Genomic DNA, 13,495 nt, shown 5'->3' with positions numbered 1-13,495 from the left:
AGGCTTGCCCGCGAAGGCGCCAGGCCAGACACCGCAAAATCGGGAGAACCGTAATGACCGACACCCCCATGACCCCCGCCGAATTCGAACAGGCGTTGCGCGCCAAAGGCGCCTGTTACCACATCCACCACCCATTCCACCAAGCCATGTACGCCGGGCGCGCCACCCGCGAGCAGATCCAGGGCTGGGTCGCCAATCGCTTCTACTATCAGGTGAACATTCCCCTGAAGGACGCGGCAATCCTCGCCAACTGCCCGGACCGCGAGGTGCGTCGGGAATGGCTGCAACGGATTCTCGACCATGATGGTGCCCCCGGCAGTGAAGGCGGCATCGAAGCGTGGCTACGATTGGGCGAAGCCGTGGGGCTGGATCGCGAACAGATCCTCTCGCAAGAACTGGTGCTGCCCGGCGTGCGTTTCGCCGTGGACGCCTACGTCCATTTCGCCCGCCGCGCTTGCTGGCAGGAAGCAGCCAGCAGCTCGCTGACCGAACTGTTCGCGCCGCAGATCCATCAGTCCCGGCTCGACGTCTGGCCCACCCATTACCCGTGGATCGACCCCACCGGTTATGACTATTTCCGCAATCGCCTGAGCCAGGCGCGGCGTGATGTCGAGCATGGTTTGCGCATTACCCTGGCGCATTACGTCACTGGCGAAGGCCAGCAACGCATGCTGGAGATTCTGCAGTTCAAACTCGATGTGCTGTGGAGCATGCTCGATGCGATGAGCATGGCCTATGAGCTGGACCGTCCGCCGTATCATACCGTCACCACCGAGCGGGTCTGGCACCGGGGGATTGCCCTGTGAACGCGGTCGAACAGCGCCCCGGTCCACCGCTGTGGTTGTTGGCGGAGTTGACCTATCGCTGCCCGCTGCAATGCCCGTATTGCTCTAATCCGCTGGACTTTGCCCAACAGGGCGAAGAGTTGAGTACAGAAGAGTGGATTCGGGTATTGCGCGAGGCGCGGGAGATGGGCGCTGCGCAACTGGGTTTTTCCGGTGGTGAACCGTTGGTGCGCCAAGACCTGGCCGAGCTGATCAAGGCCGCGCGGGACATGGGCTACTACACCAACCTGATCACCTCGGGCATCGGCCTGACCGAGCAAAAAGTCCGCGACTTCAAGATCGCCGGGCTGGACCATATCCAGATCAGTTTTCAGGCCGCCGATGAAGCGGTGAACAACCTGCTCGCCGGCTCACGCAAGGCCTTCGCCCAGAAACTGGCGATGGCCCGGGCGGTGAAGGCCCAGGGTTACCCGATGGTGCTGAACTTCGTCACCCATCGGCACAACATCGACCAGATCGCGCAGATCATTGAACTGTGCCTGGCGTTGGAGGCGGATTTCGTCGAGTTGGCTACCTGCCAGTTCTATGGCTGGGCTGAACTCAACCGCGTCGGCCTGTTACCGACCCGCGAGCAGTTGCAACGCGCCGAGAGCATCACCAATGAATATCGCCAGCGACTTGAAGCCGAAGGCCACCCGTGCAAGCTGATTTTCGTCACCCCGGACTACTACGAAGAGCGCCCCAAGACCTGCATGAACGGCTGGGCCAATCTGTTTCTCGACATCACCCCGGACGGCACGGCGTTACCTTGCCACAGCGCACGCCAGTTGCCGGTGCAGTTTCCCAACGTGCGTGAGCACAGCGTCGAACATATCTGGAACGACTCCTTCGGCTTCAATCGTTTTCGCGGTGATGACTGGATGAAAGAGCCATGCCGTTCCTGCGATGAAAAGCACAAGGACCTGGGCGGCTGCCGCTGCCAGGCGTTCATGCTCACGGGGGATGCGAGCAACGCCGACCCGGTGTGCAGCAAGTCGCCGCACCACAGCGTTATTCTCAAGGCCCGGGACGAAGCCGACGCGCCGGGGCAGGGCATGGAACACCTGACCTTGCGCAACGAGAAGGCTTCGCGGCTGATCTATCGCGGATGAATCGTGAGCTGACACAAATCCCCTGTGGGAGCGGGCTTATGTGGCCAGAGGGCTTATGTGGCGAGGGGGCTTGCCCCCGTTCGGCTGCGAAGCAGTCGCAATCCGGACAACTCGTATGCCGGAAAAATTATAGGGGCCGCTCCGCGACCCAACGGGGGCAAGCCCCCTCGCCACATAAGCCCGCTCCCACAGTTGATCTCCAGTGGACGCAAATCCGAGTACCCCCCAGCTCGCTACCCATTGGTCTGATTGCATTCGCAGCCGGATGCTTTAGTGTTGGCTTTACCTTTCAAAACAATAAAAAACAGGCTTTCCAATGAGCCAGAATCTCAGTCAACTGCGTAAATTCGTTTCGCCTGAAATCATCTTCGGTGCCGGCTGTCGGCATAACGTCGGCAATTACGCCAAGACCTTCGGCGCCCGCAAGGTGCTGGTGGTCAGCGACCCCGGTGTGATCGCCGCCGGTTGGGTCGCCGATGTCGAGGCCAGTCTGCAAGCCCAGGGCATCGATTACTTCGTGTACAGCGACGTTTCGCCCAACCCGCGGATCGAAGAAGTGATGCTCGGTGCCGAGTTGTACCGGGAAAACCATTGCGATGTGATCGTCGCGGTCGGCGGCGGCAGCCCGATGGACTGCGGCAAAGGCATCGGCATTGTCGTCGCCCACGGGCGCAACATCCTCGAGTTCGAGGGCGTGGACACCCTGCGCATGCCCAGTCCGCCGCTGATCCTGATCCCGACCACCGCCGGCACGTCGGCCGATGTGTCGCAGTTCGTGATCATCTCCAATCAGCAAGAACGCATGAAATTCTCCATCGTCAGCAAGGCTGCGGTGCCGGATGTGTCGCTGATCGATCCGGAAACCACCCTGAGCATGGACCCGTTCCTGTCGGCCTGTACCGGCATCGACGCGTTGGTCCACGCCATCGAAGCCTTTGTCTCCACCGGCCACGGGCCGCTCACCGACCCCCATGCGCTGGAGGCGATGCGGTTGATCAACGGCAATCTGGTGCAGATGATCGCCAACCCGAACGACATCGCCCTGCGGGAAAAAATCATGCTCGGCAGCATGCAGGCCGGGCTGGCGTTCTCCAACGCGATCCTCGGCGCGGTGCATGCCATGTCCCACAGCCTCGGTGGATTCCTCGATCTGCCGCATGGCTTGTGCAACGCGGTGCTGGTGGAACACGTGGTGGCGTTCAACTACAGCTCGGCGCCGGAGCGCTTCAAGGTGATCGCCGAGACCTTCGGCATCGATTGTCGCGGCCTGAACCACCGGCAGATCTGCGGGCGTCTGGTCGACCACTTGATCGCCCTCAAACACGCCATCGGCTTCCACGAAACCCTGGGCCTGCACGGGGTGAGTACGTCGGACATTCCGTTCCTGTCGCAACATGCCATGGATGACCCCTGCATCCTTACCAACCCGCGCGAGTCCAGCCAGCGCGACGTCGAGGTCGTCTATGGCGAAGCCCTCTGACGAACAGCAACGGGCGCTGACTGGGTTACTCGGCCTGGGCAATCACTCGGCGCGCAAGAGTCATTACCCGGAACTGGCCGCGCGCCTGGATGAACTGGAGGCCGAGCGCAATCGCTACAAATGGCTGTTCGAAAACGCGGTGCACGGAATCTTCCAGGCCAGCCTGCAGGAGGGCATGCGCGCCGCCAACCCGGCACTGGCGCGGATGCTTGGCTATCAGGACCCGCAAGAGGTGCTGTTTTCCCTGACGGACCTGGCGGGCACGCTGTTCGTCGGCGGGGCGCAAGAGCTGGAAACCATCGGCGAAATCCTTCAGCGCGAGGGCAGCCTGCTGGGCTATGAAACTCAGCTAAGGCGCAAGGACGGCAGCGTTCTCGACGTATTGATGAACTTGCTGCTCAAACCGGATCAGGAAGGCCTGGTGGAAGGTTTTGTCGCCGACATCACCGAACGAAAATTGGCTCAACAGCGCCTGCAACAACTCAATGACGAACTGGAGCAGCGGGTCACCGCGCGCACCAACGAGTTGCTGGACGCCGCAGAAGCCTTGCGCGATGCCCGTGATGCCGCCGAGGCCGCCAATCGCAGCAAGGACAAATACCTCGCCGCCGCCAGTCACGATCTGCTGCAACCGCTCAACGCCGCGCGCTTGCTGATCTCGACCTTGCGTGAACGTAAACTGCCCGACGTCGAACAAGTGTTGGTGGAGCGCACCCATCAGGCGCTGGAAGGGGCCGAAGACTTGCTCACCGACCTGCTGGATATTTCCCGGCTCGATCAGGCCGCGGTCAAGCCGGATATCGCCCTGTACCGCCTCGACGAATTGCTCGCACCGCTGGTCTCGGAGTTTCAGTCGGTGGCCGCGGCGGCCGGGCTGAACCTGCGGGTGCACATGGGCGATTACGCCATTCATACCGACTTGCGCCTGATGACGCGGATTTTGCGCAACTTCCTCAGCAATGCCTGCCGCTACACCGATGACGGCAGCATCCTGCTGGGCGCCCGGCGGCGGGGCAATGCGTTGCGCATTGAAGTCTGGGACACCGGGCGCGGGATTGCGGCGGATCGGCTGGAGTCGATCTTCCTCGAGTTCAACCAACTGGATGTCGGGCGTGCCGCCGATCGCAAGGGCGTGGGCCTGGGGCTGGCGATTGTCGAACGCATCGCCAAGATCCTCGACTACAAAATTGAGGTTTATTCGCGGCCGGGGCGCGGTTCGATGTTCAGCATTGAGGTGCCGATTTCCCATGAAATCCCACTGCCGATCAGTCAGGCCGCGCCGCAGCCGAGCACCGGCAACCCGCTGCCGGGGCGGCGCCTGCTGGTGCTGGACAACGAAGTCAGCATCCTTGAAAGCATGAGCGCACTGCTCGGGCAGTGGGGCTGCGAGGTGGTCACCGCCACCGACGAGGCCACCGCGCTGGTGGCTTTGCAGGGGCAGGCGCCGGAACTGATTTTGGCGGATTACCACCTGGATCACGGGGGGTGGTGGGCTGTGAAGTGGTCCGGCATCTGCGCGAGCATTTCAGCCGGACGATACCGGCGGTGATCATCACCGCCGACCGCACCGACCAGTGTCGACGCTCGTTGCAGCGACTCGACGCGCCATTGCTGAACAAACCGGTGAAGCCCGGCAAGTTGCGCGCGGTGCTCACTCAGCTGTTGGCGTAGCTCAAGGCGTGGCGGTCGCAGTGGCGCAAAAGCGGTTGGCCGGTGCTGCGCACGGTCCAGTTGACGATGCTCGCCCCGAGTTCGGGGACGAGGGTGAGGCGGGTGAGTTCGTCTTCGAGTTCGAGGAGTGTTGGCGTCATGGTGATTTTCATTGGCTGCATGAAGTTTTTTGTGGCGAGGGAGCTTGCTCCCGTTCGGCTGCGAAGCAGTCGTAAATCCAGATAACTCGGTCCCTCTGGAAGATTGCTGGGGCCCGCTGCGCGAGCCAACGGGAGCAAGCTCCCTCGCCACAGGGAGATTTGCCACCCGTTGTTACAACACCAAATGCGGCAACCACAGCGAAATGGCGGGGATGTAGGTCACGGCCATCAGCACCAGGAACAGCACGCCGTAGAACGGCAGCAGCGCTTTCACGGTGCTTTCGATGCTGACCTTGCCCACCGCCGAGCCGACAAACAGCACCGCGCCCACCGGCGGTGTGATCAGGCCGATCCCCAGGTTCACCAGCATGATCATGCCGAACTGCACCGGGTCCACGCCGATGCCCAGAATCACCGGCATCAGAATCGGCGTGAGGATCAGGATCAGCGGCGCCATGTCCATCACCGTGCCGAGCAACAGCAGCATCACGTTGATGCACATCAGGATCACGTAACGGTTGTCCGACAGGGTCAGGAACATCGTGGTGATCTTCGCCGGGATCTGCATCAGCGTCATGATGTAGCCGAAGCTGGCAGCGAAGCCGATCAGGATCATTACGATCGAGATGGTGCGCACCGTGCGGTGCATCAACTTGGGCAGTTCGCGCCATTTGTAGTCGCGATAGATGAACATGGTGACGAAAAACGACCAGAGTACCGCGATCGCCGCTGATTCAGTGGCGGTGAAAATGCCGGAGAGAATGCCGCCGAGGATGATGACCATCGCCATCAAGCCCCACATCGCTTCACCGCAGATTTTCAGCGCCTGGCGCATGGGGATGACTTCGCCCTTGGGGTAGTTGCGCTTTCTGGCGAAGAGCAGACACAGCACCATCAGGCACGCGCTCATCAACAGCCCCGGCACCACGCCGGCCATGAACAGCGAAGCGATCGAAACGGTACCGCCAGCGGCCAACGAGTACAGCACCGAGTTATGGCTAGGCGGCGTCAGTAGGGCTTGCACCGAACCGCTGACCGTCACTGCGGTGGAGAAATCCCGCGGGTAGCCGCGACGCTCCATTTCCGGAATCAGCACCGAACCGACTGACGCCGTGTCCGCCACCGAAGAGCCGGAAATCGCCCCGAAGAAGGTCGAGGCCATGATGTTCACCAGCGACAACCCGCCCCGCACGAACCCCACCAGCACGCCGGCAAAAGCCACCAATCGCCGGGACATGCCGCCCTCGGCCATGATCGCCCCGGCGAGTACGAAGAACGGAATCGCCAGCAACGAGAATTTGTTCACGCCACCCGCGACCTGAATCATCAGCGCCTGGAACGGAATGTCGATCCACCACGCACCGATCAGGGCCGAAAGCCCCAGGGCGTAGGCGACCGGCATGCCGATCAGGATCAACGCGATAAAACTGCCCAACAGGATCAATGCGTCCATTCATGCCGCCCCTTCGCTTTCTTCAACCAGGTCGAAACGCACGACCCGACGGTTGCTCTGGTCACCGAGCAAGAGTTTTTCCAGCACGAAAATCAGCGTCAGTACACCGCCCACGGGGATCGGCATGTAGGTGATGCCCACGCGCAGGGTGGGCAGAGAGCTCATAAACTGGTTCCAGGTGGACAGGCAGAGCTTGGTGCCCCAGATGGCCATGAACAGGCAAATGGTCGCCATCAGCAGCTGCGAAACGATGCTCATGGTCTTGCGCAGTTCGGGGGCCATGCGGTCGGTGAGCATGGCCACGGCCATGTGCGCACCGGCGCGATAACTGGCGGCGGCACCAATGAAGGTGAATAGCATCATCAGCAGAATCGCGGTGGGCTCCGGCCAACTCGAACCGGTGCCCAGGACGTAACGGGCGAAGACGCCCCAGGGAATGATCAGAGAAATAGCCAGGACCGACAGGCCGGCAACCCAGATGCAGGTCATGTAAATCCTGTCGTTGATACGCAGCAGCAGATTCTTCATCGGGTTTCACCGTAACCGGGCGCCGCTGACGATCCACTCGTCAGCGGCGCCGGGCCTTTCATGAATGTTAGGGAGGGTTACTGAACGGCTTCGATGCGCTTGATCAGGTCGGCGTAAGGCGCGCCGTATTTTTCCCGGACCGACGCCGTGGCTTCATAGAAAGGCTTTTTGTCGACGGTGATGAACTCGACGCCGGCAGCCTTGAGTTTTTCTTCACTGCTGGCCGACTTCGCATCCCACAGCGTGCGCTCTTGGGCCTGTGCGGCTTTGGCAGCTTTTTTCACCAGCACTTGCTGGTCGGGGGTGAGTTTTTCCCAGGTGATTTTCGACATCACGATTGGCTCGGGCAGGATCAGATGCCCGGTCAGGCTGTAGAACTTGGCGTTCTGGTAGTGGTTGTGTTCAAGCAGGGTCGGCGGGTTGTTTTCCGCGCCGTCGATCACCCCGGTCTGCAATGCACTGAAGATCTCGCCGGTGTCCATCGCGATGCCGTTGCCGCCCATGGCGTTGATGGTATCGATGAACATCGGGTTGCCTTGCACGCGGATTTTCATGCCCTTGAGGTCGGCGAGGCTGCGCACCGGTTTCTTGGTGTAGATATTGCGCGTGCCGCCGTCCATCCAGGCCAGGGCGACCAGGTTGAATTCGGAGTTAGTGATCTTGTCGAGGATCTCGTCACCGACCTCGCCGTCGATGACTTTGCGCATGTGCGCCTGGTCGCGGAACACGAACGGCATGTTGAACACGTTCACGTCCGGCACCACTGGCCCGACGATGCCAAGGCTGACCCGGGCCATCTGGATGGCGCCGACCTGAGCCTGTTCGATCACCTCTTTTTCCGAGCCGAGCACACCGCCGGCGAACATCTTGAAGGTCAGTTTGCCGTCGCTGTCGGCCACCAGGGTTTTACCCAGCTGTTCTTCGGCGACCACGGTCGGGTAACCGGCGGGGTGGATGTCGGCGAATTTGATTTCCAGCGCCTGGGTGGCGCTACTGAGGGTGAAGGTCAGTGCTGCAGTGATGGGAAGCGCAGCGGCGAGCAACGTGCGTTTGAAGTCCATGGGGTGGTTCTCCAGTCTTGTTATTTTTTTATTCAAGGCACAGCGGTGCGGCGGGAGCGGTTAAAGCGAGTCGTTGAACAGGGGTTCCGGTAAACCTTGAACGCCGGGGTTGAGGGCGAATACGCCGCCGGCCAGGGACTGTTCGTCATGGTCGTCAGCGGGGCGGATCGAGGTCACGAACAGCGTGTCGAGCCGGCTGCCACCGAAGGCGCACATGGTCGGTTTCTTCACCGGCACGGCAAGGGAACGGTCCAGTCGACTATCGGGGGTGAAGCGGTGAATCAGCCCGACGTCGTTGGCGCAGATCCAGTAGCAACCTTCGGCATCCACGGCGGCGCCATCGGGGCGGCCAAGGACGTGATGCATGTCGACGAACAGTCGACGGTTGGACGGTGTGCCGCTGTCGATGTCGTAATCGAAGGTCCAGATCCGTTGCACGTTGGGGTGCGAGTCCGAGAGGTACATCGTCTTGCCGTCCGGGCTGAAGCCCAGGCCATTGGGCACGATGAAACCGCTGAGTCGGGCGGCGAGTGGTCCGGGTTGCCCGGCGCTGTAGCGATAGAGCCGACCGTCAGCGGCGTTGGCGCCCATGTTCAGCACCATGCTGCCGGCCCAGAACCGGCCCTGACGATCACAGCGCCCATCGTTCAGGCGCATGTCGGGGCGGGTGTGATCGACGTGGGCCAGCAGTTCGCTGTCGAGGCTGCCATCGTTGTGCGGGTGCAGGTGAAAGAATCCGCTTTCCATGCCGGCGATCCAGCCACCAGCGCTGTGGCGGGCGATGCAGGCGAGCATTTGCGGGGCTTTCCAGACGTGAACGTGCCCGCTGTCGGCACTCCAGCGCTGCAACCTTCCGGCCGGAATATCGACCCAGTACAGGGCGCTTTCCTCGGGGACCCAAACCGGGCTTTCACCGACCGCATTGCGGGCATCGACAATCAATTCGGCTTGCATGGCAACTCATTCCCTTGGGTTGTGATGGGGGGAGTGGCAAGGGTTCAGTCGCCGAACGGCCCGGCCGCGACAAAGGCTCCGCCCTGATAGACCCGGGCCGGATCATCCTCGGCGGGCATCGGCTGGGCTTCGACTGTTTCGCGGAACACTTCGGACGTGTCTTGCGGCGCATAACCCAGGTGCGCGGCGAAACGGTTGTCCCACCAGACGTGCTGGTTGTCGGACATGCCATACACCACGGTGTGGCCGACATCCGGGGTGTACAGCGTGCGTTCGAGCAGCTGGGTCAGGTCGCCGAAGCTCAGCCAGGTGCTCATCATTCGACGGTTTTGCGGTTCCGGGAACGAGGAGCCGATGCGGATGCTGACGGTTTCGATGCCATAGCGATCGAAATAGAAACTGGCCATGTCTTCGCCGTAGGACTTGGACAAGCCGTAATAGCCATCCGGGCGGCGAGGGGAGTGGGCGTCGAGGGTTTCGTCCTGCTTGTAAAAGCCAATGACGTGGTTGGAACTGGCAAAAATCACCCGTTTCACGCCATGGCGACGGGCCGCTTCGTAGATATGGAACACGCCGCAGATGTTGGCGCCGAGAATCTCTTCGAACGGACGCTCCACCGACACGCCGCCGAAGTGCAGGATCGCATCCACGCCTTCGACCAGTTGATGTACTGCTTGCTTGTCGGCGAGGTCGCACGGCACGACTTCTTCGCGATCATCGATTGCCGGTGTCATGGCGGCGATGTCCGACAGACGGAGAACGTTGGCGTAAGGTCGCAGGCGTTCGCGCAGGACTTTACCGAGGCCACCGGCGGCGCCGGTCAGGAGCAGGCGATTGAAAGGCGCACGGACTGGGGGTGTGGTCATCATGAAAGTCCCTGTACATGAAGTTGTTGTTATTGGTTTGTTGTAGGTTGTCGTATGACTTGGCGAAGTATTGGTAGGCTTTCCGGTGCTTGTCAACGCGACTTTGGTTGAAAATGACGGAGGGTCATGTTCATCCCGATGACTGCACTGAACCTGTGGCCAGAGAGGGAAGCCCTAATACCCGTCAGTAGTAATTTCAACCGCGACACTCTTTGTAGAAGCTGGCGAAGCCTGCGTTCGGGGCTGTAGCAGCTGTCGAGCTCGCGAGGCTGCGTTCGGCTGCGCAGCAGTCGTAAAATCAGGCACTGCTGTCCGTCATGCCCACTGTGCAGGCTTCGCCAGCTGCTACAGATCGCATGACGGCTTAACTGATCCGCATTAGGGCAAGCCCCTCACCCCAAGGTTTTATTCCAGCCTGCAAAAGAGGCTCGCCTTACGGGTAGCTGATGAAAATCCGGTTTTCATCGAATTCGTTGGTGCTCACAAGTTATATGATGACTTCGGTGGAGGGCTTTCCCTCAACCCTGGAATCTCCCACAAGGGATTTGTGTTTCAGCTGTGGCAAACTGACAACACTCCTTGAACCCAGGCCATCGAATGGATCACTACACCCCGCGCGACTGGCAGCCCCACGAACGGCCCAGCCTGCCCGGATCGCCCTCGACGCCGTTGCACTCCAACCCCAGGCGGCTGGCCTACGCGCTGGTGGGGGTGCTGGTGGCATTGACCGGTGGTCTCGGCAATTCGCTGGTGGTCGCCAACCTGCCTTACCTGCAAGGCGCGCTGGGGGCGACCACCGCCGAGATGGCTTGGCTGCCGGCGGCCTTTGTCATGACCAACGTGTCGATGAACCTGCTGCTGGTGAAGTTTCGTCAACAGTTCGGCCTGCGGGCGTTCACCGAAGTGTTTCTGATGCTCTATGCGCTGGTAACTTTCGGCCATTTGTTCGTCAATGACTTGAGTTCGGCGATCGCCGTGCGCGCGGCCCACGGCATGGTCGGTGCGGCGCTGAGTTCGTTGGGCCTGTATTACATGATCCAGGCCTTCCCGGCGAAATGGCGGATGAAGGCGCTGGTGTTAGGCCTCGGCACCTCGCAACTGGCGTTGCCCATGGCGCGGTTGTTCTCCGAAGACCTGTTGCAGATCGCCGAATGGCGCGGGCTGTATCTGTTCGAGCTGGGTATGGCGCTGTTGTCCCTGGGCTGCGTGTTTCTGTTGAAACTGCCGCCGGGTGACCGTTTTAAAACCTTCGAAAAACTCGACTTCCTGACCTTCGCCATCCTCGCCAGCGGCGTGGCCTTGCTCTGCGCGGTGTTGTCTTTGGGGCGGATCGACTGGTGGCTGGAAGCGCAGTGGATCGGGGTGGCCTCGGCGGCTTCTATCGTGTTGATCCTCACGGGCCTGGCCATTGAGCATAACCGCAGCAACCCGATGCTGATGACCCGCTGGCTCGGCAGCGGGGCGATGATTCGCCTGGCCCTGGCGGTGATCCTGATTCGCATGGTGACGTCGGAGCAGTCCACCGGCGCGGTGGGGTTCATGCAGGCGCTGAACATGAGCAGTCAGCAGCTGCACAGCCTGTATGTGGTGATGTTGATCGGCAGTATTGCCGGTCTGGCCACCAGCGCCCTGACCATCGACCCCAAACACCTGATCATGCCGCTTAACATCTCCTTGGCGCTGATGGCGGTCGGTTCGGTGATGGACAGTTATTCGAACAACCTGACCCGCCCGGAAAACCTGTATTTCAGTCAGTTTCTGCTGGCTTTTGGTGGGACGTTTTTCCTCGGTCCGACCATGGTCTATGGCATGCGTAACGTGCTGTCCAGCCCGCGCAACCTGGTGAGTTTCTCGGTGCTGTTCGGTATCTGCCAGAACCTCGGCGGCTTGATCGGCGCAGCACTGCTGGGGACGTTCCAGATTGCGCGCGAGAAGTTTCATTCCAGTCACATCGTCGAGCAGCTGACGTTGCTCGACCCGCGTGTGACGGCGCGGGTGCAGAGCGGCGGCAACGCGGTCAGCTCAATGATCGCCGACCCGAGCCTGCGCAACCTGCAGGGCATTCGCAGCCTGGCCGCCGCGGCCACCCGCGAAGCCAATATCCTGGCCTACAACGATGTGTTCATGCTGATTGCCGTGATCGCGGTGCTGACCATGATCTGGATTTCCATTCGCGCCCTGTGGCTGATGAGCACTACCCAAGCCATTACCCCGGCGCCTGCCACTCCAACCAAACCACCCAGCGGTGCCACTTCTTCATGACCGAACCGACCACCAACACCATTGCCGCCACCCCCGAAGGCGTGACGCCGCCATCCTCGCCGGGCACCGAACCGCGTTCGCTGCGGGTGCGGATCATCTCGTCCCTGGGCTTTGCGGCGATTGCTCTCGTCGGTGTACTGATCGTGTTGTACGCCTGGCAATTGCCACCGTTCAGCAGCGCGGTCGAGACCACGGAAAACGCCCTGGTGCGCGGGCAGGTGACGATCATCGGCCCGCAACTCAGCGGTTACGTGTACGAAGTGCCGGTGCAGGATTTCCAGTTTGTGAAGGCTGGGGATTTGCTGGTGCGCCTCGACGACCGCATCTACAAGCAGCGTCTCGATCAATCCCTGGCACAACTGGCGGTGCAGAAAGCCGCGCTGGCCAACGTGGTGCAGCAACGCAACAGTGCCGAAGCAACCATCAAGCTGCGTCAAGCCGCGGTCGCCGACGCCCAGGCGCAATTGCGCAAAAGTGAAGCGGATTTGCGCCGTAACAAAGAGCTGGTCGGTGATGGCTCGGTGTCGAAACGCGAGCTGGACGTGACCCTGGCCGCCAACGCCCAGACCGTTGCCGCCGTGGCGCAAGCCCAGGCCAATCTGGACATCGCCCGGCAGGATCTGCAAACGGTGATCGTCAATCGCGGCTCGCTGGAAGCGGCGGTGGCCAGTGCTGAAGCGGCGGTGCAACTGGCGCGGATCGACCTGTCGAACACCCGCGTGGTGGCGCCGCGTGACGGTCAACTCGGGCAGATCGGCGTGCGCCTCGGCGCCTACGTCAACTCCGGCGCGCAGCTGATGGCACTGGTGCCGAACCAGTTGTGGGTGATCGCCAACATGAAGGAAACCCAGATGGACAACGTGCGGGTCGGCCAGCCGGTGAGCTTCACGGTCGATGCGCTGAACCACCGTAAATTCCACGGGCGAGTGCAGCGGATTTCGCCGGCCACGGGGTCCGAGTTCAGCCTGTTGCAGGCCGACAACGCCACCGGCAACTTCGTCAAGATTGCCCAGCGGGTGCCGGTGCGGATCACCGTCGATGCCGATCAGGAACAGAGCGAGCGGTTGCGACCGGGGATGTCGGTGGTGGTGAGTATCGATACCGCCGCCGCGATCACCGCTGATTAACACGGTCCCCGTAGGAG

Annotated in this window: 10 protein-coding genes and 2 pseudogenes; 6 read left to right on the top strand and 6 right to left on the bottom strand. The window is 61.4% G+C overall.

The annotated features are described in order from the left end of the window. Nucleotides 1-53 precede the first annotated feature (53 nt). The 4 genes and pseudogenes from pqqC (at nt 54) to ACZ9BB_RS11770 (ending at nt 5,087) form a co-directional block, all read left to right on the top strand. Complete coding sequence (pqqC, locus tag ACZ9BB_RS11785; protein ID WP_476213927.1) at nt 54-806, top strand: pyrroloquinoline-quinone synthase PqqC; 753 nt, start codon at nt 54-56, stop codon at nt 804-806. Further along, nucleotides 803-1,936 carry a pyrroloquinoline quinone biosynthesis protein PqqE gene (gene pqqE / locus ACZ9BB_RS11780; RefSeq protein ID WP_476213926.1) on the top strand — a complete coding sequence of 378 codons (1,134 nt, stop codon included), beginning with the start codon at nt 803-805 and terminating at the stop codon, nt 1,934-1,936. Before pqqC ends, pqqE begins: the two co-directional genes overlap by 4 nt. Nucleotides 1,937-2,252: 316 nt before the next feature. Next, nucleotides 2,253-3,416 carry an alcohol dehydrogenase-like regulatory protein ErcA gene (gene ercA, locus ACZ9BB_RS11775; protein WP_018929698.1) on the top strand — a complete coding sequence of 388 codons (1,164 nt, stop codon included), beginning with the start codon at nt 2,253-2,255 and terminating at the stop codon, nt 3,414-3,416. Further along, a pseudogene (locus ACZ9BB_RS11770) lies at nt 3,400-5,087 on the top strand (PAS domain-containing hybrid sensor histidine kinase/response regulator). Before ercA ends, ACZ9BB_RS11770 begins: the two are co-directional and overlap by 17 nt. Here the strand turns inward: ACZ9BB_RS11770 and ACZ9BB_RS11765 are convergent. The 6 genes and pseudogenes from ACZ9BB_RS11765 to ACZ9BB_RS11740 form a co-directional block, all read right to left on the bottom strand. Then, a pseudogene (locus ACZ9BB_RS11765) lies at nt 5,087-5,227 on the bottom strand (aldose 1-epimerase); the annotation flags it as partial. The pseudogenes ACZ9BB_RS11770 and ACZ9BB_RS11765 overlap by 1 nt on opposite strands. Nucleotides 5,228-5,399: 172 nt before the next feature. Continuing rightward, nucleotides 5,400-6,680: a TRAP transporter large permease gene (locus tag ACZ9BB_RS11760; protein WP_018929696.1), complete on the bottom strand. Its 1,281-nt coding sequence runs from the start codon at nt 6,678-6,680 to the stop codon at nt 5,400-5,402. After that, complete coding sequence (locus ACZ9BB_RS11755) at nt 6,681-7,208, bottom strand: TRAP transporter small permease (RefSeq protein WP_476213925.1); 528 nt, start codon at nt 7,206-7,208, stop codon at nt 6,681-6,683. Between the two features lie 77 nt (nt 7,209-7,285). After that, the gene (locus ACZ9BB_RS11750) at nt 7,286-8,269 is read right to left on the bottom strand and encodes a TRAP transporter substrate-binding protein (RefSeq protein ID WP_476213924.1); all 984 of its coding nucleotides are present in this window, start codon (nt 8,267-8,269) and stop codon (nt 7,286-7,288) included. Between the two features lie 60 nt (nt 8,270-8,329). After that, entirely contained in the window at nt 8,330-9,223 is an 894-nt protein-coding gene (locus ACZ9BB_RS11745; RefSeq protein WP_476213923.1) for an SMP-30/gluconolactonase/LRE family protein, read from the bottom strand. Nucleotides 9,224-9,267: 44 nt separating this feature from the next. Then, a complete protein-coding gene (locus tag ACZ9BB_RS11740; protein WP_476213922.1) occupies nt 9,268-10,092 on the bottom strand; it encodes an NAD-dependent epimerase/dehydratase family protein in 825 nt (274 codons plus the stop codon). Nucleotides 10,093-10,686: 594 nt separating this feature from the next. Between ACZ9BB_RS11740 and ACZ9BB_RS11735 the strand changes: the two genes are divergently transcribed. Then, nucleotides 10,687-12,351 carry an MFS transporter gene (locus ACZ9BB_RS11735; RefSeq protein ID WP_476213921.1) on the top strand — a complete coding sequence of 555 codons (1,665 nt, stop codon included), beginning with the start codon at nt 10,687-10,689 and terminating at the stop codon, nt 12,349-12,351. Next, a complete protein-coding gene (locus ACZ9BB_RS11730; protein WP_476213920.1) occupies nt 12,348-13,478 on the top strand; it encodes an HlyD family secretion protein in 1,131 nt (376 codons plus the stop codon). The genes ACZ9BB_RS11735 and ACZ9BB_RS11730 overlap by 4 nt, the downstream gene beginning before the upstream one ends. The last annotated feature ends 17 nt before the right edge of the window (nt 13,479-13,495 follow it).

Source organism: Pseudomonas sp. TE3552 (assembly GCF_056278945.1).
This window is presented reverse-complemented; position numbering and strand designations above follow the sequence as displayed.